Raw genomic sequence first — 21,912 nt, forward strand, 5'->3', positions numbered from 1 at the left:
TGGTGCGCTACAACGACTTAGCCGTTGAACACATCATCCACGCTTTGCAGCGGGTAGTGCTTCGGATACGGCAGGGTGGCCACACCGGTCTCGATGGCGGCTTTGGCCACGGCATCGGAGATCAGGGTGATCAGGCGCTTATCCATTGGTTTCGGAATGATGTACTCACGACCGAATTCCAATTTGATACCACCGTAGGCGTCGCAGACTTCCTGAGGCACCGGCAGTTTGGCCAGTTCGCGCAGGGCGTTGGCGGCAGCCACTTTCATCTCTTCGTTGATGCGCTTGGCGCGAACGTCCAAGGCACCCCGGAAGATGAACGGGAAGCCCAGTACGTTGTTGACCTGGTTCGGGTAGTCCGAACGGCCGGTAGCCATGATTACGTCGTCACGGGTGGCGTGCGCCAGTTCCGGGGCGATTTCCGGGTCCGGGTTGGAGCAGGCGAACACGATCGGGTTGGCCGCCATGGACTTCAGGCCTTCGGCGCTCAACAGGTTCGGGCCGGACAGGCCAACGAACACGTCTGCACCGTTGAGGGCGTCAGCCAGGGTGCGCTTGTCGGTCGCATGGGCAAACATCGCCTTGTACTGGTTCAGGTCGGTACGCTCGGACTGAACAACGCCCTTGCTGTCGACCATGAAGATGTTTTCAAGCCGGGCGCCCATGCTCACCAGCAACTTCATGCAGGAGATGGCCGCAGCGCCGGCGCCCAAGCAGACGATTTGCGCGTCAGCCAAGGTTTTGCCCGCGATTTCCAGGGCGTTGATCATGCCGGCCGCGGTAACGATCGCGGTGCCGTGCTGGTCATCGTGGAATACCGGGATGTCGCACTGTTCGATCAGCGCCTTTTCGATCTCGAAGCACTCAGGAGACTTGATGTCTTCCAGGTTGATGCCACCGAACGTGATGGAAATGCGCCTTACGGTGTCGATGAAGGCTTGCGGGCTTTCGGAGTTGACTTCGATATCGAAAACGTCGATGCCGGCAAAGCGCTTGAATAGCACGCCTTTACCTTCCATGACTGGCTTGGAAGCCAATGGGCCGAGGTTGCCCAGGCCGAGAATCGCGGTGCCATCGGAAATCACTGCAACCAGGTTGCCTTTGCCGGTGTACTTGTACGCCAGTTGAGGGTCGCGGGCGATTTCACGTACGGGCTCGGCAACGCCAGGGCTGTAGGCCAGCGACAGGTCGCGGGCGGTGGCAGTGGCTTTGGTGAGCTCTACACTCAGCTTTCCTGGACGAGGATGGGCATGATATTCGAGAGCGGCAGTTTTCAAATCAGACATATCGGCATTCCGCTTTTACTGTTGGTCGACGGACCGCCGAGGATACGCGTGTCGTAAAGTCCCCACAAGACTGGGCAGTCACAGGTGTCAAGGGCCTTGCGCTACGACTTTTGGCCAAGAGCCACGGGACACAAGGGCTCAACTGTTCACAATTGAATTAAAATATGTCTACAATTTTATCTCAAATATCGGGTTTAGCGACGTATCGCCAAATCACAGGCACAAAAAAGGCGCCCACAAGGGACGCCTTTTTCAACAGCTGGCAAAAGCCCAAAAGGCTCTTGAGGCTTACTCTGCTGGAGTAGCAGCCTTCTTGCCGAAAGCACCAAAGCGATCTGCGAAGCGCTGTACACGGCCGCCGGTGTCCAGAGTTTTCTGCTTACCGGTGTAGAACGGGTGGCACTCATTGCATACGTCAGTACCCAGTGGCTTGCACAGGTTCGAACGCGTTTCGAACTTGTTGCCGCAGCTGCAGGTTACTTCAATGGTTTCGTACGCTGGATGGATATCGGCTTTCATGGTGACTTCCTCGGGCTAGCGTGCCGCCACTCGACACTATTGTCGAATACCGCACGTAATTAGGCCGCGGATTCTACCAGACCTTTTTAAACGCGCAAGCTCCGCCTCCCGCCGTTTCCCTACATAAAAGCGCCTTTCATCAGAAAACTATCGGCTACCCCAAGCCTTCCCCTGTCTGCTAGGCTCCCGCCCCTGCGCCACCGCCTGCCCTTATAGATGAGACCCCTCGCGTGCCCGACGCCATTCTGCGCCTAGCCCTGCCCTCGCCCCTGCGTCGCCTGTTCGACTACCGAGCTCCGGCCGGCGTGCTGCGGGCGCAGCTACAGCCAGGTATGCGGGTGCGCGTGCCATTTGGCCGCCGAGAAATGATCGGCGTCCTGGTCGAGGTTGCCGATCACAGCGAAGTGCCCGCTGAGAAACTCAAGCCCGCCATAGCGATCCTCGACACCACTGCGCCGCTACCGCCAGCCTTGTTCAAGCTGTGCCTGTGGACCGCGCAGTATTACCAGCATAGCCTCGGCGACACCTTGAGCTGGGCGCTGCCGGTGCTGTTGCGTCAGGGCGAATTGGCCGAAGCCCGCCAGGAACGCTTCTGGTCGATGGTGCCCGGCGCGTGCCTCGACGACCCGCGCATTGCCCGCGCACCGCGCCAGCGTGAAGCCCTGGCGACCTTGGCGCAGCATCCACACGGCGTGGCTCATCAGCTACTAAGCAAGCTGATGCTGAGCAAAGACAGCCTCGACCTGCTGCTGGCCAAAGGTTTGGTACAAGTGGAAATCCGCAAGCACGCCCCGGACCCACGCCACGAACACTGGCTGGCCCAGCCCGAACTGCCACTGAACCCCGAACAACGTGCCGCTTATGAAGCCATCCGCGCAGGCGCAGACAGCTTCCACGCATTCCTGCTGGCAGGCGTGACCGGCAGCGGCAAGACCGAAGTCTATCTGCAACTCATCCGCGAAACCCTGCAGGCCGGCAAACAGGCACTGGTGCTGATCCCCGAGATTAACCTGGGCCCGCAAACCCTGGCGCGTTTCGAGCAGCGCTTCAACGCGCGCATCGCCCTGGTGCATTCGGCGGTCAACGACCGCGAACGCCTGGAGTCCTGGCTGGCGGCTCGGGACGGTGAGGCCGACATTATTATCGGCACCCGTTCGGCGCTGTTCACGCCAATGAAAAACCCCGGGCTGATCATCATCGACGAGGAGCACGACGGCTCCTATAAACAGCAGGAAGGCCTGCGCTACCACGCCCGTGACCTGGCGTTGGTACGCGCACGCCAGGAAGACATCCCGATCGTGCTGGGCTCGGCCACGCCTTCCCTGGAAAGCCTGCACAACGCCTACACCGGCCGTTACGGGCTCCTACGCCTGAATGAGCGCGCAGGTGGCGCCAAACAACCGCGCTTCCTGCGCCTGGACGTCAAAAGCCGTCCGCTGGACAGCGGCATTTCCGGGCCAATGCAACAGGCCATCGGCCAGACCCTCGCCGCTGGCCAGCAAGTGCTGGTGTTTCTCAACCGCCGGGGCTTTGCGCCGACGCTGCTGTGCCATGACTGCGGCTGGATGTCGGAGTGCGAGCGCTGCGATGCGCGCATGACCGTGCACCAGCGCCATGGCGAATTGCGCTGCCACCACTGCGGGCATGTGGAGCGGGTGCCACGCCACTGCCCGCAATGCGGCAAAGTCGATTTGCGCCCGGTGGGTGCCGGCACCGAGCGCGCCGAAGAGCGCCTGGGCATTCTGTTCCCGGATTACCCGGTGCTGCGCGTCGACCGCGACAGCACCTCGCGCAAAGACGCGATGAACCAGCTGTTCGCGACCATTCAGAAAGGCCAGCCGTGCATCCTGATCGGCACGCAGATGCTTGCCAAAGGGCACCACTTTCCACGGGTGACGCTGGTGTCGATCCTGGATGCCGACGGCGGCCTGTTTTCCGGTGACTTCCGCGCCAGCGAGCGCATGGCGCAGTTGATCGTGCAGGTGGCAGGCCGTGCGGGGCGTGCTGAAGAGCCGGGCCGAGTGATTATCCAGACGCACCTGGCCGATCATCCGCTGCTGATCCAGCTGACAGAACAGGGCTACTTTGCCTTCGCCGAACAAGCCCTGAGCGAACGCCGCGCCGCCGGCCTGCCGCCCTTTTCCCATTTGGCCTTGCTGCGCGCCGAAGCCCACAAACCGGGGCAGGCAGAAAGTTTCCTGGATGAGGCGTGCAGCGCCGCCGAACGTTTGCTCGGCGAACTGGGTCTGACCGGCATCGAATTGCTCGGCCCGGTGCCCGCGCCCATGGAACGCCGTGCCGGGCGTTATCGCGCTCAGTTACTCTTGCAGGCAACCTCCCGCGCACCGCTGCATCGGCTATTAAGTAGCTGGTTGCTTGCCCTGGAGCAAATGCCCAGCGGCCGCCAAGTGCGATGGTCGCTGGATGTGGACCCGGTCGATTTGTATTGATAGCAGGCAAGCCAGCGCCCACATTTTGAAATGTGAACACCTTTAAATGTGGGGCGGGCTTGCCCGCGATGAGGCCCGCAGGTCTGCCATCTGGTCTGAACGGTTGGCAAGCCCGCCCTCGCCACGGATAATGCCCAGTTTTTCCACCTGCGCATCGCGCGCCGCCGCTTGCGGTCGAAAGAGAACACCATGAAAGACACCATTCGCCAGCTGATCCAACAAGCCCTCACCCAACTCGTCAACGAAGGTGTGTTGCCTGAAGGCCTGACGCCGGCGATCCAGGTGGAAAACACCCGCGACAAGACCCACGGCGACTTCGCCAGCAACATCGCGATGATGCTGGCCAAGCCTGCGGGCCTGAAGCCGCGCGACCTGGCGGAAAAAATCATCGCCGCCCTGCCAGCCGACGAGAGTGTCACCAAGGCTGAAATCGCCGGCCCGGGCTTTATCAACTTTTTCCAGAACACCCAGGCCCTGGCTTCGCGCCTGGACGCCGCCCTGGCCGACGCCAGCATTGGCGTGCGCAAGGCCGGCCCGTTGCAGCGCGTGGCCATCGACCTGTCGGCACCGAACCTGGCCAAAGAGATGCACGTCGGCCACTTGCGCTCGACCATCATTGGCGACGGCGTGGCGCGGGTGCTGGAGTTCCTGGGCGACGACGTGATCCGCCAGAACCACGTGGGCGACTGGGGCACGCAGTTCGGCATGCTGATGGCGTACCTGCAGGAAAACCCGATCACCAGCAACGAGCTGGCCGACCTCGAAAATTTCTACCGCGCAGCCAAAAAGCGTTTTGACGAGTCCGAAGAGTTCGCCGACCGCGCCCGTGGCCTGGTGGTCAAGCTGCAAGCCGGTGACAAGGAATGCCTGGAACTGTGGGGCCGCTTCCGTGAGATATCGCTGTCGCACTGCCAGGAAATCTACGAGCTGCTCAACGTGAAGCTGACCATGGCCGACGTGATGGGCGAGAGCGCCTACAACGACGACTTGATCAACGTGGTCAACGACCTCAAGGCCAAAGGCCTGCTGGTCGAGAGTAACGGCGCGCAGTGCGTGTTCCTCGAAGAGTTCAAGACCGCCGAAGGCGAGCCGCTGCCGGTGATCATCGTCAAGGCCGATGGCGGCTACCTCTACGCTACCACCGACCTGGCGGCCGTGCGTTACCGCAGCGGTGTGCTGAAAGCCGACCGCGCGCTGTATTTCGTCGACCAGCGCCAAGCCCTGCACTTTCAGCAGGTGTTTGAAGTGGCACGCCGTGCAGGTTTCGTGACCCACCCGATGCACATGGAACACATGGGCTTCGGCACCATGAACGGCGCCGACGGCCGCCCGTTCAAGACCCGCGACGGCGGCACCGTGAAGCTGATCGACCTGCTGAACGAAGCCCAGGAGCGTGCCTACAACCTGGTGAAGGAAAAGAACCCGGAGCTGGCCGAAGCCGACCTGCGCAACATCGCACGCGTGGTGGGCATTGGCGCGGTGAAATACGCCGACCTGTCCAAGCACCGCACCAGCGACTACAGCTTCAACTTCGAACTGATGCTCAACTTCGAAGGCAACACCGCGCCGTACCTGCTGTACGCCTACACCCGCGTGGCCGGTGTGTTCCGCAAGCTGGGCAAGGACTTCAGCGAAGTTGAAGGCCAAATCGTGCTCGATGCTCCTCACGAACAGGAACTGGCGGCCAAACTGGCGCAATTCGGCGAAGTGCTGAACAGCGTCGGTGAGAAAGGCACGCCGCATATCCTCTGCACCTATTTGTATGAAGTCGCCGGTCTGTTCTCCAGCTTCTACGAGCACTGCCCGATCCTCACCGCCGACGACGAAGCCCAGAAGCAAAGTCGCCTGCGCCTCGCCGCACTGGCTGGACGGACCCTCAAGCAAGGCCTGGAATTGTTAGGCCTGGAAACCCTGGAGCGTATGTAAGTTGGCTGCCAAGAAAAAACCTGCACCCAAGCGCGGCGCCAGCCGCTACCAGGCACCTGCGAAGAAGCCTATTCCAGGCTGGTTGTGGATGGCCATCGGCCTGACGGTCGGCGCGTTTGTCGTGTTCCTGATGAAGCTGGACCCGGGCAAGGGCGATGACGTCAAACGGGTCAAGCAAGAGCAGCAGAGGGCCACGAAAATGGCCGAAGCCAACAAGACCGCGCCTAGCCCTACCGCGCCGGTGAAGCCGAAGTACGACTTCTATACGCTGCTGCCCGAATCGGAAGTGATCGTGCCGCCCGACGCCGTGCCGGAGAAAACCCTGCCGACGCCGCAAGTGCCGACCACACCGGTGACGCCTGCGGAAGCGGCGAAAATCGACACCGCACGCGCTCAAGCGGCGCTGGCCGGGATCACCCCGCCGCCGCCGCCGCCGGTTGCGCAGACCAAAGCGGCACCGGTGACCAAGTTCTTCCTGCAGGCGGGCTCGTTCCCGAAACAGGCGGATGCGGATCGCGTGCGGGCGCAGATCATTTTGCTGGGCCAGACGGTGACGGTGGAGTCCGGCACGGTGAAGGACGCGACCTGGTATCGCGTGCTGGTGGGGCCGTTCAGCAACCGTGAACAGCTGACCGTGGCACAGAAACAATTGGCCGGTGCCGGGTTTAGCAACCTGTTGTTACAACAACGCCAGAGCCGCTGATTCATAGCCAACTCGGTATACATGTGGGAGCTGGCTTGCCTGCGATGGCGGTGTAACAGTCATTATTTTCAGTGACTGACACACCGCCATCGCAGGCAAGCCAGCTCCCACAGTTGGTTTTGGGACGCTCCCAAAAATGTGTCAGACCAATAAACACCACTCGTCCGCCACACCCCCCTACGGTTGAAATCCCCCTCACCACCCCCATATGAGATTCCATCAGGGCATTTTCGCCCCGCTGCGTGGAGACTCTCCCCTTGACCACCATCGTTTCAGTACGTCGCCACGGCAAAGTCGTCATGGGCGGCGACGGCCAGGTTTCCCTTGGCAACACCGTGATGAAAGGCAACGCCAAAAAAGTGCGTCGCCTGTACCACGGCCAGGTTCTCGCGGGCTTTGCCGGCGCTACCGCCGACGCCTTCACCCTCTTCGAGCGTTTCGAAGGCCAGCTGGAAAAACACCAGGGCCACCTCGTACGCGCCGCTGTCGAACTCGCCAAAGAATGGCGCACCGACCGTACCCTCAGCCGCCTGGAAGCCATGCTGGCCGTTGCCAACAAAGACGCGTCCTTGATCATCACTGGTAACGGCGATGTGGTTGAGCCTGAACATGGCCTGATCGCTATGGGTTCCGGCGGTGGCTACGCCCAAGCGGCCGCCAGCGCATTGCTGAAGAAAACTGACCTGTCGGCCCGTGAAATCGTCGAGACTGCCTTGGGCATTGCCGGCGACATCTGCGTGTTCACCAACCACAACTTCACCATTGAGGAGCAGGACCTCGCCGAATAAGCCGTAGGCTTATTCCCGCTTGAGGCCGCCAAACACTATGTCCATGACTCCCCGCGAAATCGTCCATGAACTTAATCGCCATATCATCGGCCAGGACGATGCCAAGCGCGCCGTTGCTATTGCGCTGCGTAACCGCTGGCGCCGGATGCAACTGCCCGAAGAATTGCGCGTTGAAGTAACCCCGAAGAACATCCTGATGATCGGCCCTACCGGCGTCGGTAAAACCGAGATCGCACGGCGCCTGGCCAAGCTGGCCAACGCCCCGTTCATCAAGGTCGAAGCCACCAAGTTCACCGAAGTGGGCTATGTGGGCCGTGACGTCGAGTCGATCATCCGTGACCTGGCCGACGCCGCCCTGAAGTTGCTGCGCGAACAGGAAATGACCAAGGTCAGCCACCGCGCCGAAGACGCGGCCGAAGAGCGCATTCTTGACGCCCTGCTGCCACCGGCACGCATGGGCTTCAACGAAGATGCCGCGCCGTCGTCCGACTCCAACACCCGCCAGCTGTTCCGCAAGCGCCTGCGTGAAGGCCAGCTGGATGACAAGGAAATCGAGATCGAAGTCGCCGAAGTCTCCGGCGTCGATATCTCGGCACCGCCTGGCATGGAAGAAATGACCAGCCAACTGCAGAACCTGTTCGCCAACATGGGCAAGGGCAAGAAGAAAAGCCGCAAGCTCAAGGTCAAGGAAGCGCTGAAACTGGTGCGCGACGAAGAGGCCGGGCGCCTGGTGAATGAGGAAGAACTCAAGGCCAAGGCCCTGGAAGCGGTCGAGCAACACGGCATCGTGTTTATCGACGAGATCGACAAGGTGGCCAAGCGCGGTAACTCCGGTGGCGTCGATGTGTCCCGCGAAGGCGTGCAGCGCGACCTGCTGCCGCTAATCGAAGGCTGCACCGTGAACACCAAGCTGGGCATGGTCAAGACTGACCACATCCTGTTTATTGCTTCGGGTGCATTCCACCTGAGCAAGCCAAGCGACCTGGTGCCGGAGCTGCAAGGCCGTCTGCCGATTCGCGTGGAACTCAAAGCGCTGACCCCGGGCGACTTCGAGCGCATTCTCAGCGAGCCGCACGCGTCGCTCACCGAGCAATACCGCGAGCTGTTGAAAACCGAGGGCTTAGGGATTGAGTTCCTGCCGGACGGTATCAAACGCCTTGCGGAGATTGCCTGGCAGGTCAACGAGAAGACCGAGAACATCGGTGCGCGTCGCCTGCACACCTTGCTTGAGCGCCTGTTGGAAGAAGTGTCCTTCAGCGCCGGCGACATGGCCGGCTCGCAGAATGGCGAAGCGATCAAGATCGATGCTGACTACGTGAATAGCCACCTGGGCGAATTGGCGCAGAACGAAGACCTGTCTCGTTATATCCTGTAAGCCTCACAGGAAATGGTTTGTGTAGGAGCCAGGCTTGTGTGGGAGCTGGCTTGCCTGCGATAGCATCACCTCAGTGTTCCTGAAACACCGAGGTGCCTGCATCGCGGGCAAGCCCGGTGCCCACACAAGCCTGCTCCCACATTAAGCCGGTTCCTTCAGGAGGATCATCTCTGAGCGAACCCCCAAATGACCCAATTCCCTACTGCTGTAAACCTGCACAAAACCTCCAACACCCTCGGCCTCACCTACGGGCCCGACGAGGTGTACCAGCTCTCTGCTGAACTGCTGCGCACCCACTCGCCTTCCGCCGAGGTCCAGGGCCACGGCAAACCGATCCTGCAATTCGGCAAGCTCAACGTCCGGCTGATCAAGATAGAACCGGCCGGTCAGTACGCACTGAAATTGACCTTCGACGACGGGCATGACAGCGGACTGTTCACCTGGGACTACCTCTACCAGTTGGCCGTGCGTCAGGACGCGCTGTGGGCCGACTATCTTGCTGAACTCAAAGCGGCCGGCAAAACCCGCGACCCGAGTCATTCGGTCGTGCGGCTGATGCTCTAACTCAGGCGTCTTGCTCTTTAGAGGGCATTTTCTAATTTCATCTGCTTGAATGCCCTGTCGCGTGGTCAACGATTGGCCCGCTTGCGAAAAAAATTAAACTCGGGTAACCAATGGAACTGGCAAGTTCCCTGCATTTGACGATGCGGTATTTACGGTCACCCGAGTCGCAGTACCAGGCTGGTGTCGTGTATCGAAATTAGGTGCGCAGCAATCGCCGGTACTCGTCTTTCGGACAATGGAGCGTCGTAGATGAGTAACAAGAATAACGATGACTTGAAACGCCAGGCCTCGGAAAACACCCTGGGGCTGAACCCGATCATCGCGTTACGAAAAAAGGACTTATTAGCCTCGGCGAAGATGGTGCTGACCCAAGCGATCAAGCAACCGTTGCACAGCGTCAAGCACGTCGCCCATTTTGGCGTCGAATTGAAGAACGTGATGTTTGGCAAATCCGCGCTGGTGCCCGAAGGCGATGACCGTCGCTTCAACGACCCTGCCTGGAGCCAGAACCCGCTCTACAAACGTTACCTGCAAACTTACCTGGCGTGGCGCAAGGAACTGCACGACTGGATCGGCGACAGTAACCTGTCAGAGCAGGACATCAGCCGTGGCCACTTCGTGATCAACCTGATGACCGAAGCCATGGCCCCCACCAACAGCGCGGCCAACCCGGCGGCGGTCAAACGCTTCTTTGAAACCGGCGGCAAAAGCCTGCTCGATGGCTTGTCCCACTTGGCCAAGGACATGGTGCACAACGGCGGTATGCCGAGCCAGGTCAACATGGGCGCCTTTGAAGTCGGCAAGAGCCTGGGCACCACCGAAGGCGCCGTGGTCTTTCGCAACGACGTACTGGAGCTGATCCAGTACAAGCCGATCACCGAACAGGTGCACGAGCGCCCATTGTTGGTGGTGCCGCCGCAGATCAACAAATTTTATGTATTCGACCTGAGCCCGGAAAAGAGCCTGGCGCGCTTCTGCCTGCGTAATGGTTTGCAGACGTTTATCATCAGTTGGCGCAACCCCACCAAGGCCCAGCGCGAGTGGGGCCTGTCGACCTATATCGAGGCGCTCAAGGAAGCGGTCGATGTGGTCACGGCGATTACCGGCAGCAAAGACATCAACATGCTCGGCGCCTGCTCCGGCGGTATCACCTGCACCGCGCTGCTGGGCCACTACGCGGCGCTGGGTGAAAAGAAGGTCAACGCCCTGACCCTGCTGGTGAGCGTGCTCGACACCACGCTGGATACCCAGGTGGCGTTATTTGTCGACGAACAGACCCTGGAAGCGGCCAAGCGCCATTCCTACCAGGCTGGCGTGCTGGAAGGCCGCGACATGGCCAAGGTGTTTGCCTGGATGCGCCCCAATGATTTGATCTGGAACTACTGGGTCAATAACTACCTGCTCGGCAACGAGCCGCCGGTGTTCGACATCCTGTTCTGGAACAACGACACCACGCGCCTGCCCGCAGCCTTCCACGGCGACCTGATCGAACTGTTCAAGAACAACCCGCTGGTGCGCGCCAATGCCTTGGAGGTGTGCGGCACGCCGATCGACCTCAAGCAGGTCACCGCCGATATCTATTCCCTGGCCGGCACCAACGACCACATCACACCGTGGCAGTCTTGCTACAAGTCGGCGCAACTGTTTGGTGGCAAGGTCGAGTTTGTGTTGTCCAGCAGCGGGCATATCCAGAGCATCCTCAACCCGCCAGGCAACCCCAAGGCGCGCTACCAGACCAGTGATGGTCTGGCGGGCAAGGCGCTGGAGTGGCAGGAGAATGCAACCAAGCATACTGACTCGTGGTGGCTGCATTGGCAGGCCTGGCAAGCGGAGCGGGCGGGAAAATTGAAGAAAGCACCTACAAGCCTGGGTAACAAAACTTATGCCGCAGCTGAGGCTGCGCCGGGTACTTATGTGCATGAAAGATAACAACACACATATTTGGGATTGAAATGGGATCAAACGTGGGAGCGGGCTTGCTCGCGAATGCGGTGTGCCAGCCAGCACATCTGATACTGATACACCGCTTTCGCGAGCAAGCCCGCTCCCACAATGACTGCATTCCAGCTGTAACACTCCACAGGGCTTGAGCATGCCGCAACCGTTCATCTTCCGTACCATCGACCTGGATGGCCAGACCCTCCGTACGGCGGTACGCCCGGGCAAGCCTCACTTGACGCCGCTGCTGATCTTCAACGGCATCGGCGCCAACCTTGAGCTGGTGTTTCCGTTCGTCCAGGCGCTGGACCCGGACTTGGAAGTGATCGCCTTCGATGTACCGGGCGTGGGCGGTTCCTCGACGCCCAATCGACCCTATCGCTTTCCCGGCCTGGCCAAACTCACCGCGCGCATGCTCGATTATCTCGACTATGGCCAAGTGAATGCCGTGGGAGTGTCCTGGGGCGGTGCGCTGGCGCAACAGTTCGCCTATGACTACCCGGAGCGCTGCAAAAAACTGATTCTCGCCGCCACCGCTGCAGGTGCGTTTATGGTGCCGGGCAAACCCAAAGTGCTGTGGCTGATGGCAAGCCCCCGGCGCTATATCCAACCGTCCCACGTGGTGCGCATCGCACCGATGATTTATGGCGGCTCGTTCCGCCGCGATGCAAAGCTTGCCGCCGAGCACGCCAGCAAAGTGCGTTCGGCCGGCAAGCTCGGTTACTACTGGCAGCTGTTTGCGGGGCTGGGCTGGACCAGCATTCATTGGCTGCACAAGATCCGCCAACCGACCCTGGTGCTGGCGGGCGATGACGACCCGCTGATCCCGTTGATCAATATGCGCATGCTGGCTTGGCGCATTCCGAATGCGCAGTTGCACATCATCGATGACGGCCACCTGTTCCTGATTACCCGGGCGGAAGCCGTGGCGCCGATCATCATGAAGTTTCTCGAAGAGGAGCGCCTGCGGGCGGTGATTCACCCGCGACCGGCGGTGTAAGGACTACACCGCCGCGCAACTTGCCGAGAACCGACTATGGTTCTCAGTTGGCGTGCCTGTTGTTGCCTTGACGAAGGAGTGTTGGCTCATGCGAGAAAGACCCGTGACGAACCCGGCGCCCACCCCTGCCGTGTTCATCAATGCGCAAAATGCGATCACCGGCCTGCGTGGTCGAGACTTGCTGACAACCCTGCGCAGCGTCGCCGCCCACGGTTTGCGCAACCCTATGCACACCGCGCGTCACGCTCTGGCGCTGGGCGGCCAGCTCGGCCGTGTGTTGCTCGGTGAAACCGTGCATGAGCCCAACCCCAACGACGTGCGCTTCATCGACCCTACCTGGAAGCTCAACCCCCTGTACCGGCGTAGCCTGCAAGCCTATTTGAGCTGGCAAAAACAAACCCGTCACTGGATTGACGACAGCTCCCTCAACGCGGATGACCGCGCCCGCGCACACTTCGCGTTCTCCCTGCTCAATGACGCGGTGTCGCCCTCCAACACCTTGCTCAACCCGCTGGCCGTCAAAGAGCTGCTCAACTCCGGCGGCAACAGCGTGGTGCGCGGTGTGAGCAACCTGTTTGATGATTTGCTGCATAACAACGGCCTGCCCCGTCAGGTCAGCAAACACGCCTTCGAGGTCGGCAAGACCGTGGCGACCACGCCCGGCTCGGTGGTGTTTCGCAACGAGCTGCTGGAGCTGATCCAGTACAAGCCCATGAGCGAAAAACAGTACGCCAAGCCGCTGCTGATCGTGCCGCCGCAAATCAACAAGTACTATATTTTCGACCTCAGCCCGGCCAACAGCTTTGTGCAGTACGCGCTGAAAAATGGCCTGCAAACGTTTATGGTCAGCTGGCGCAACCCGGATGTGCGTCATCGCGAATGGGGGCTTTCAACCTACGTCGCTGCGCTGGAAGAAGCGCTCAACGTGTGCCGGGCGATTACCGGTGCCCGCGAGGTCAACCTGATGGGCGCCTGCGCCGGTGGCTTGACCATTGCCGCGCTGCAGGGCCACCTGCAAGCCAAGCGCCAGCTGCGACGCATCTCCAGCGCCAGCTACCTGGTGAGCCTGCTGGACAGCCAGATCGACAGCCCCGCTACCCTGTTCGCCGATGAACAAACACTGGAAGCTGCCAAGCGCCGTTCCTACCAGCAAGGCGTGCTGGACGGCCGCGACATGGCCAAGGTGTTTGCCTGGATGCGCCCCAACGACTTGATCTGGAACTACTGGATCAACAATTACCTGCTGGGCAAGGAGCCGCCGGCCTTCGACATCCTGTATTGGAACAACGACAACACGCGCCTGCCCGCCGCGCTGCATGGCGACCTGCTGGATTTTTTCAAGCACAACCCGTTAAGCCATCCCGGTGGCCTGGAAGTGTGCGGCACGCCCATCGACTTGCAAAAAGTCACGGTGGACAGCTTCAGCGTGGCCGGCATCAACGACCACATCACGCCGTGGGACGCGGTGTATCGCTCCACGCAATTGCTTGGCGGTGAGCGGCGCTTCGTGCTGTCCAACAGCGGGCATGTACAGAGCATCCTCAACCCGCCAGGCAACCCCAAGGCCAATTACGTCGAAAACCCCAAGCTGAGCAGCGACCCGCGCGCCTGGTACTACGACGCCAACCATGTCGAAGGCAGCTGGTGGCCGCAGTGGCTGGAATGGATTCAACAACGCTGCGGCGTGCAGCGCGAAACCCTGACTGCCCTGGGCAACCAGAATTACCCACCGATGGAAGCGGCGCCGGGCACTTACGTGCACGTGCGTTGAGCTCAACGATCAGATTAAGAAGACTGGATGAAGACCCGCGACCGTATCCTTGAATGTGCCCTGCAGTTGTTCAACCACAAGGGCGAGCCGAACGTGTCGACCATGGAGGTGGCCAATGAAATGGGGATCAGCCCCGGCAACCTCTACTACCACTTCCATGGCAAGGAACCGTTGGTGCTCGGGCTGTTCGAGCGCTTTCAAAATGAACTGGCACCGCTGCTCGACCCACCCGCACACGCGCAGCTCAGCGCCGAGGATTACTGGCTGTTCCTGCACTTGATCGTCGAGCGCATGGCCCATTACCGGTTTCTATTTCAGGATTTGTCGAACCTGGCAGGGCGCCTGCCGAAGCTGGCCAAAGGCATTCGCAACTTGCTGACTGCCCTGAAGCGAACACTGGCTTCGCTACTGGCACGACTCAAGACGGCAGGACAACTGGTCAGTGATACCCAGGCGCTGGGGCAATTGGTGGAGCAGATCACCATGACGCTGCTGTTTTCGCTGGACTACCAGCGAATCCTCGACCGTGAAGGCGAGGTACGCGTGGTGGTGTACCAGATCATGATGCTGGTGGCGCCGCACTTGTTGTTACCGGCGCGGCAGGCGACGGAGCGGCTGGCGCTGCGTTATCTGGACGATCCGGATTAATACTCAGCCAAGTTCGCCAAACTGCTGATTAAACTTGAACAGCTCGCTGTCATTCTTGATGCCTAGCTTTCGATAGGCCGATTGTTTTTGCGTACTGATGGTACTTGCACTGCGCGAAAACTTTGCCGCAATAAAACTTACTGACATGCCATCAAGCACACAACGCAACACTTCCTGTTCCTTAGGCGTAAGGCAGGCATTTACACGCAACGGTGATGCAAAGTCACTCTGCGACTTGATCAGCGTGCCATCCAGCATCGATTGCATACCCTGTAAGGCCGGCACCATACAGGGCTGCAGATAAATCCGTCCGTGAGCCACCGTTCGAATGGCCGTGATCAACTCGGCCAAGTTCTGGGTTTTGCCGAGTATTCCCCAACACCCGGCCTTCAAGGACAACGAAACGGTGGCGGGCGTGTAGTGTGAACACACAATCAAAGGCCTGCAGGCGCTGAAACGTCTGTTCAGCGCCTGCAGCAGGCTGAGGCCATCGATTTCCGAGGGTGCCAGGATGAAGTCCATCACCACCACATCCGCCAGCCGCCGAGCCAAGGCTTCGAGCAATTCCCTGCCTGTACCGAAGGAGCCTATGACCACGAGGTCGGCCTCTTTGCTCAAACACAGCTCGATACCCTGGCGAACCATCGCATGGTTATCTAACAGCATCACGGTATACGGATTGGAAATTGAAGTAGGCATTGATCGGCTCGCCTAAGTAAATGCAGCACCACACACACTCTTTCACTGTTGCGAGTCCGGTATAGCCCAGCCAAACAGGGTGATCAATACGGCACGTCCATCTGCTTTGCATTGCCTTACAGTAATACCTGACAGCCTGTTCCTACCCGCCTTTATAAACTCCCTTCGCGCGCCCGAAAAAACCTTAATCAAAACAGTACACTTTCGAACATTCTCGAGCTAGAACTCGTGACTTCTCTATAGAGCCCATTAACGTTTAGATACAAATTAAGCGGCACAGGTAACTCACCACTGGGAATGTCATGAAAGCCAATGTTTTATCCCCGCTTGCAGCCGCTCTGGCCTTGACCGCTGCGCTCTCGCAGCCTGCCGATGCAACGGACGGCACTATCAATTTCAGCGGCTTGGTTACGGATGTGACCTGCACGGTCGAAGGTGCAGCACCGGGCACCGGCGCAGTGGTCAAGGACGTCAACTTGGGCGGTGTCTCTGCCGCACGCCTGGCAAGCGCGGGCAGCCGAGCCAACCTGACCGGCTTCACCATTCGTGTCGGAGCGCCAGGCGAAGGCAGTTGCACCAACGGGCGCACCGCGATGGTTGCCTTTGATCCGACCAGCCCGGCCATTGATGTGGCCAGCGGGCGCTTGAATATCGACGGCCACGATGACCCATCCGACACCACCACAGCGAAGAACGTACAAGTCGAGGTGACTAATCGTGATGGCTCACCCATTCACGTCTACACCGAAAAATCCGCAGGCGTGGTGATCGCCGACAACCAGGCGGTTATCCCGTTGGCTGCGCAAATGTACGCCAGCGCACCCGCCAACGAAGGCACGGTCAAGACCCGCGTTGGTTTTCTGATCGAGTACGCCGAATAGGGTTGCCGCAACCTTTTATACAACGGGCCTGCGGCTGCACCGCTGGCCCCTTTGCCGATTCGAAGAGCGCTTCTGACTATGAACAAAATGACCCGCTTGGTGCTTGCCACCTGTGCGTGCGGATTGTTATCGCTGCTGGCCCCGCCCGCCCATGCAGGCGTGATTATTCATGGCACACGCGTGATCTACCCCGCGCAACAACAAGAGGTCGCGGTACGCCTGGAGAATAAGGGGCCGCGGCCTGCGCTGGTGCAAGCCTGGCTGGACAATGGCGACCGCCACTCCACGCCAGCGACGGCGCAAACGCCGTTCAACGTTTCACCACCGATCTTGCGTATTGAGCCTCACCAGCAACAGGCGCTACGCCTGCGTTATTTCGGCGAGGCATTGCCCACCGATCGCGAAAGCCTGTTTTGGCTGAACGTTCTGGAAGTGCCACCGCTCGCGACCGATACCGCGCAGAAAAATCAGATTGAGCTGTCGTTTCGTACGCGCTTGCGCGTATTTCTAAGACCGCAGGCGTTGCCCTATCCGGTCGGCAGCGCCCCGGCAAAACTGCAATGGAAACTGGTAGCCCACGAACAGGGCCTCGCCCTGCAGGCGACCAACCCCACGCCGTACCATATTTCCCTCGCTTCAATTGACTTGCTGAGCGATGGCAAGCGATTCAGCAAAGCGGCGAACAAAGGCGCTAATGACAGCCTGTTAATGCCGGGCGGTGACGTGAAACTGTTTGTGTTGCCCCTGCTGCGCAATCGCCCCAGCAGCGCGAGCACAGTCGAGTTCACCACCGTCAGCGATTTTGGCGCCCGCGTGCGTCATTCCGCTGGCCTCAGCCCTTCATCCGCAGGATGACCTTTTGCATGAATGCGTCTTTCATTTCCTACCTGCCTGCCAAGCTCATGGCGATGGTATTTATGCTGTTCGCTACCAGCGTCGCCCAGGCGAGCGTGGTCATCCACAACACCCGGATTATTTACCCACAGGACGACAAGGAGGTCACGCTCAGGCTTGAAAGCAAAAACCAGGCACCGGTACTGGTCCAGACGTGGATAGACAGCGGCGATGAACACTCAACACCGGAGCTGGCAGGCATACCCTTTGTGGTCACGCCGCCGATTTTTCGCATGGAGCCTGGCAAACAACAGGTTGTGCGCCTGGCGTATACGGGCGAAACCTTGCCGGCGTCCCAGGAAAGCCTGTTCTGGTTCAACCTGCTGGAGGTGCCTTCCCAGTCGCAAGAGCCCGGGCAGAGCAATCAGTTGCAGTTGGCCTTTCGCTCGCGGATCAAGCTGTTTTACCGTCCGTCAAACCTGCCTTACGACGTCAATGCCGCGCCTGCAAAACTGCAGTGGCGCCGCGTCTCGACCGAGCATGGCCTGGCATTGGAAGTTCACAACCCAAGCCCTTATCACGTGACGTTCGATCAGATCACAGTACTGGCAGCGGGGCAGCGTCATGTACGCGAACCGGCTGCCTCGGGCGCTGAAAACATGGTGATCCCCGGTGGCCGTACTCGCTTTGAGTTACCTGGCCTCAAAATGCTGCCCAGTACTGCGGCGTCCGTCGAGTTCCAGGCGCTCGACGACTTTGGCGTAAAGGTCCCTCACAGCGCCGAGGTCTCGCCCTGACGGTCAAGACACGCGGCGTGCCGCCGCCGTAGTTTCCCGGCACTTCACCTAAGCCTCATCCCACACCTTTGGTCGATGCCCTTTTATCAGGGCAGGGACTCCCTATGCCGAAATTTGCATAGGCCCTATTTTTGAGAACGGTAAACATGCGTTTTAATCCGCCAGCCAGCGTAAGAAACCGCACCCTGCCACGTCATCGTTTGAAGCTTGCGGTGCCTGGCCTGCTGCTGGTGAGTGGCACTCACGCCATTGGCGCTGAACACGCCGAGTTCAACCCAGCGTTCTTTACGGGCCGAGCGGCCGGTATGCACGTCGATATTTCAAAGTTCAGCCAAGGCAACGTCGTGCTGCCCGGCAGCTACCGGACCGAGGTCCACCTCAATGGCCAGTGGACAGGCCGTGAAACCTTGACCTTCGTCGCGGTCGAGGGGCACAAGAGTGCACAGGTGTGCCTGGAGCCTGAGGCGCTGCAAAGGTTGGGTATTAACGTGGAACCGGTAGAGCCGCCGCCCAACGAAACGGCAAGTGCACCGGCGTCGCCGTTCGCCCGCTGCGCCGATATTGCAAGCTACCTGCCAGGGGCCAGCAGCCAATTTGACTCAGGCGAAAACCGCCTGGACCTGCAGGTGCCGCAGATCTACCTGGCGCGCAAGGCGCGGGGCTACGTTGACCCGCAGCATTGGGACGGCGGTATCGACGCCGCCTTTGTACGCTACAACGCCAATACCTTTGCGACCCAGGCCAATGGCCATTCGCTCAGCTCCAATTACCTGGGCCTCAACACCGGGCTCAATCTGGGTGACTGGCATTGGCGCCACAACGGCAACTATAACCATTCAGCTAGCGGCTCGGCTTATCAAAGCAGCGCCACCTATGTGCAGCGCGAGTTGAGCACGTTGCAATCCCAACTGATGGCGGGCGAAATCTACACCCCGGGCGAACTGTTCGACAGTGTTCGTCTGCGCGGCGCCAGCCTGTTCAGCGATGATCGGATGCTGCCCGATTCGCAGACCGGTTTTGCCCCGGTAGTGCGCGGTGTCGCCCAGACCAACGCCCGTGTCAGCGTGCGCCAGCGCGGCGTGCTATTGGATGAAGTGTCGGTAGCGCCCGGCCCATTCGTGCTCAACGATTTGTTCCCCACCGGCTATGGCGGCGACCTCACCGTTACGGTCATCGAGGCCGACGGTCGCCAGCGTGAGTTCATCGTACCGTTCGCCGCCAACGCCAACCTGCTGCGACCTGGCTATCACCGTTACTCGTTAAGTGTCGGCCAACTGGACGAGATCGGCCTGCATCACCCTCCCACGCTCACTCAGGCCACTTACCAGCACGGCCTGAGTAATGTACTGACCGGCTACACCGGCGCGGTGTTCTGCGACGACTACCAGTCGCAGTTGCTGGGGGCGGCCTTCAACACCGCAGTCGGTGCGCTGTCTTTTGACCTGACCCACTCGAACGCCCATCTGCCAGGCAACCCTTCACGGGAAGGGCAAAGCGTGCACTTGCGCTACAGCAAGAACTTTGCAGACACCGGCACCCACTTTGCCCTCGGCGCGTACCGCTACTCCACTGAAGGTTTCCTGAATGTGGCCGACGCCGCACGCGTTCGCGACCTCGCCATCGACGGGCTGAACCTGGACAAGGTGCCGCACCTGCGCGACAGGATGGACATCAGCCTCAATCAGAGCCTGGGCAACGGTTCGGTGTACCTCACCGGCTCTTCGCAGAACCACTGGAATCACGCCAATGGCAGCCTGACCTTCAGCGCAGGTTACAGCAGCAGTTGGAAAGGCCTGCATTACACCCTCAGCGCACAACGCAACCGCGATCTGTTGAGTGACCGAGTCGACAAGCAAGTTGATCTCACCGTGAGCCTGCCGCTGGGCAGCGGCGCACGTTCGCCGACCCTGACCACCACGGTGTACCACGGCGATCAAAGCAGCGGCGAGCGCGCCACCCTGGGTGGCAGCCTTGGCGAACGCAGCGAATTCAGCTACGGCGTGGGCGCCAGCCGCACGCACGGCAGTGGCAACACAACCAGTGCAGACGTGAGGTACCAGGCAAGCCATGCCGCGCTGTCTGCCGGTTATGGGCAGAGCAGTGCTTACCGCTCGGCCTCGATCGGGGTGACGGGGGGCATGGTCGCTCACGCCGGCGGCGTGACCTTCGCCCCGGAGCTCGGCGATACCCTGGGCATCGTGCAAGCGCCCGACGCCCAAGGGGCTCGGATCAATGGCAGCCACAGCGCACAAGTCGCCAAGAGCGGCTACGCCGTGGTGCCGCACCTCACGCCCTACCGCCAGAACGTGGTCGAGTTGGACCCCAAGGACCTGTCCGTCGACGTGGAGCTCAAGACTGCCTCCAAAAACGTGGCGCCACGCGCAGGTTCAGTCGTCAAGTTGCAGTTCGAGACCGTCAGCGGCCAGGCCTTGTTGATCACGGCATTGCGCGAGGATGGCAGCCCGCTGCCGTTCGGTGCGGACGTGTTCGATGAGGACGGCGCAAGCGTGGGCATTGTCGGCCAGGGCGGTAAAGCGTTTGTCCGCGTATCGCGTGCACAGGGGCAACTGACCGTGCAGTGGAGCTCACAGGCCAATGCCAGCTGCCGGCTCCGCTACGACTCAGGCAAACAACCCGGCGGCGACCGCTTGCGTCATCTGGATGCAGGCCATTGCCAGGGCGCCGAGCCCATTGTTGCGCAGGCGCGGTCCGCAGGGCCTGCCGTGCGCCTTGTCGAAAAACGCCAAATGACAGTAAGGGGTTCGTGATGAAGCACTCGACGCTATTCATCTCATCACTGGTGGTGTTTGGCTTGCCGATCGCTGCGCAAGCGGAGTGTGAGAGCTATATGAACTCTGAACATGGCCTCTCCCTTGCGGCCACTGTCACCGTACCGGCCAACCTGCCAGTGGGAAGCATCATCACCCAGCAGCCCTTCAGCGGCGTCGCACCTGGCCGGTTCATGAATTGCCGCAGCATGACGCTGGTACAGATCATCGCGCGCTACAACACGCCCCCACTGCCAAACCTTATCCAACCCACCGAGGCGCCAGGCGTCGGCATCCGCATCAAAATCACCGATGCGCGCCCGTGGACCGGCTTTTATGCCTTAAAAAGCGGCACCACGCACCTGCGCAGCGGCAACCATCCTGTCTTCACCAATGCCGAGGCGATCTTCTACAAGACCGGGCCGATAACCAACGGGGTAGTGCCGGCAGGAAGCATCTTCACCTACAACATGATGACCTCGGTGGGGCAGCGCCTGGGCCGCTTTGAGCTCAAGCTCAACAACTCGGTAGCGTTCGTCAGCCCTGCGGCCACCTGCGACCTCGCGACCGGCGACGTCAACCGCACCATCAAGCTCCCCGTCATACACGTCGGTGCTTTGAAGGACGCCGCCTACACGGGCACGGCAAATTTCGAACTGAGCGCCCATTGCACCGATGCATCGAGCATCACCTTCCGCTTCTCCGGCACGCCCGCTGCCGGCAATAACCAGCTCTTTGCCAATACGGGCACGGCCGGCGGCGTAGCGCTGTGGCTGTATTCGCGCATTGGTGGAGCGAACCAGACCATTGACGCCAATGGCACCAGCAACACCCGCACGGTGGAGGTATCCGGCAATCGCGCGGTCTTGCCGCTGACCGCGGCCTATCACAAAAACGGCGCAGTCAGCCAAGGCACGCTCGCCAGTACCGCCACCGTCAACATTACCTATAACTGAAACCCCTGA

18 protein-coding genes and 1 pseudogene are annotated in these 21,912 nt (G+C 60.4%); 15 read left to right on the top strand and 4 right to left on the bottom strand.

All coding sequences use genetic code 11. The features are described from left to right. Nucleotides 1-17: 17 nt before the first annotated feature. The 3 genes and pseudogenes from E0F99_RS02495 to rpmE form a co-directional block, all read right to left on the bottom strand. Nucleotides 18-1,286: a malic enzyme-like NAD(P)-binding protein gene (locus E0F99_RS02495; protein WP_083355657.1), complete on the bottom strand. Its 1,269-nt coding sequence runs from the start codon at nt 1,284-1,286 to the stop codon at nt 18-20. A gap of 187 nt (nt 1,287-1,473) precedes the next feature. Further along, nucleotides 1,474-1,560 (bottom strand): annotated as a pseudogene (locus E0F99_RS31020) (thermonuclease family protein); the annotation flags it as partial. A 14-nt stretch (nt 1,561-1,574) separates the two neighbouring features. Beyond that, nucleotides 1,575-1,805 (bottom strand): 50S ribosomal protein L31, encoded by a 231-nt coding sequence (gene rpmE, locus E0F99_RS02505; protein WP_017738861.1) that lies wholly within the window; start codon nt 1,803-1,805, stop codon nt 1,575-1,577. 230 nt (nt 1,806-2,035) lie between these two features. On the opposite strand from rpmE, the gene E0F99_RS02510 reads away from it, so the two are divergent. From E0F99_RS02510 to E0F99_RS02555, 10 genes are all read left to right on the top strand, one after another. Beyond that, nucleotides 2,036-4,255, top strand: coding sequence for a primosomal protein N' (locus E0F99_RS02510; RefSeq protein WP_083355658.1), 2,220 nt, complete (start codon nt 2,036-2,038; stop codon nt 4,253-4,255). 189 nt (nt 4,256-4,444) lie between these two features. Beyond that, on the top strand, nt 4,445-6,181 hold the full coding sequence (gene argS / locus E0F99_RS02515) for an arginine--tRNA ligase (RefSeq protein WP_083355659.1): 1,737 nt from the start codon (nt 4,445-4,447) through the stop codon (nt 6,179-6,181). Between the two features lies 1 nt (nt 6,182). Next, nucleotides 6,183-6,884, top strand: a complete 702-nt coding sequence (locus E0F99_RS02520) for an SPOR domain-containing protein (protein WP_083355660.1) — start codon at nt 6,183-6,185, stop codon at nt 6,882-6,884. Between the two features lie 257 nt (nt 6,885-7,141). After that, on the top strand, nt 7,142-7,672 hold the full coding sequence (hslV, locus tag E0F99_RS02525) for an ATP-dependent protease subunit HslV (protein ID WP_064450299.1): 531 nt from the start codon (nt 7,142-7,144) through the stop codon (nt 7,670-7,672). 37 nt (nt 7,673-7,709) lie between these two features. Further along, on the top strand, nt 7,710-9,047 hold the full coding sequence (hslU, locus tag E0F99_RS02530) for an ATP-dependent protease ATPase subunit HslU (RefSeq protein WP_083355661.1): 1,338 nt from the start codon (nt 7,710-7,712) through the stop codon (nt 9,045-9,047). 186 nt (nt 9,048-9,233) lie between these two features. Then, the gene (locus tag E0F99_RS02535) at nt 9,234-9,611 is read left to right on the top strand and encodes a gamma-butyrobetaine hydroxylase family protein (protein WP_083355662.1); all 378 of its coding nucleotides are present in this window, start codon (nt 9,234-9,236) and stop codon (nt 9,609-9,611) included. Between the two features lie 249 nt (nt 9,612-9,860). Continuing rightward, entirely contained in the window at nt 9,861-11,540 is a 1,680-nt protein-coding gene (gene phaC / locus E0F99_RS02540; protein WP_083355663.1) for a class II poly(R)-hydroxyalkanoic acid synthase, read from the top strand. Between the two features lie 163 nt (nt 11,541-11,703). Beyond that, nucleotides 11,704-12,549: a poly(3-hydroxyalkanoate) depolymerase gene (gene phaZ / locus E0F99_RS02545; RefSeq protein ID WP_083355664.1), complete on the top strand. Its 846-nt coding sequence runs from the start codon at nt 11,704-11,706 to the stop codon at nt 12,547-12,549. 88 nt (nt 12,550-12,637) lie between these two features. After that, nucleotides 12,638-14,320 carry a class II poly(R)-hydroxyalkanoic acid synthase gene (gene phaC, locus E0F99_RS02550; protein WP_083355665.1) on the top strand — a complete coding sequence of 561 codons (1,683 nt, stop codon included), beginning with the start codon at nt 12,638-12,640 and terminating at the stop codon, nt 14,318-14,320. 27 nt (nt 14,321-14,347) lie between these two features. Next, a complete protein-coding gene (locus E0F99_RS02555; protein WP_083355666.1) occupies nt 14,348-14,968 on the top strand; it encodes a TetR/AcrR family transcriptional regulator in 621 nt (206 codons plus the stop codon). A gap of 3 nt (nt 14,969-14,971) precedes the next feature. Here the strand turns inward: E0F99_RS02555 and E0F99_RS02560 are convergent, their stop codons facing one another. Continuing rightward, on the bottom strand, nt 14,972-15,667 hold the full coding sequence (locus E0F99_RS02560; protein ID WP_232000111.1) for a response regulator transcription factor: 696 nt from the start codon (nt 15,665-15,667) through the stop codon (nt 14,972-14,974). Nucleotides 15,668-15,969: 302 nt separating this feature from the next. Here E0F99_RS02560 and E0F99_RS02565 point away from each other — a divergent pair, with 302 nt between their 5' ends. The 5 genes from E0F99_RS02565 (at nt 15,970) to E0F99_RS02585 (ending at nt 21,903) form a co-directional block, all read left to right on the top strand. After that, the gene (locus E0F99_RS02565; RefSeq protein ID WP_083355667.1) at nt 15,970-16,548 is read left to right on the top strand and encodes a fimbrial protein; all 579 of its coding nucleotides are present in this window, start codon (nt 15,970-15,972) and stop codon (nt 16,546-16,548) included. Nucleotides 16,549-16,626: 78 nt separating this feature from the next. After that, complete coding sequence (locus E0F99_RS02570; protein WP_083355668.1) at nt 16,627-17,403, top strand: fimbrial biogenesis chaperone; 777 nt, start codon at nt 16,627-16,629, stop codon at nt 17,401-17,403. Between the two features lie 8 nt (nt 17,404-17,411). Next, nucleotides 17,412-18,179 (top strand): fimbrial biogenesis chaperone, encoded by a 768-nt coding sequence (locus tag E0F99_RS02575; protein ID WP_083355669.1) that lies wholly within the window; start codon nt 17,412-17,414, stop codon nt 18,177-18,179. A 146-nt stretch (nt 18,180-18,325) separates the two neighbouring features. Next, nucleotides 18,326-20,947, top strand: coding sequence for a fimbria/pilus outer membrane usher protein (locus E0F99_RS02580; protein WP_083355670.1), 2,622 nt, complete (start codon nt 18,326-18,328; stop codon nt 20,945-20,947). Then, nucleotides 20,947-21,903, top strand: coding sequence for a fimbrial protein (locus E0F99_RS02585; protein ID WP_083355671.1), 957 nt, complete (start codon nt 20,947-20,949; stop codon nt 21,901-21,903). The genes E0F99_RS02580 and E0F99_RS02585 overlap by 1 nt, the downstream gene beginning before the upstream one ends. Nucleotides 21,904-21,912: the final 9 nt, after the last annotated feature.

It is taken from the genome of Pseudomonas antarctica (assembly GCF_900624995.1).
GTDB classification, from domain to species: domain Bacteria; phylum Pseudomonadota; class Gammaproteobacteria; order Pseudomonadales; family Pseudomonadaceae; genus Aquipseudomonas; species Aquipseudomonas antarctica.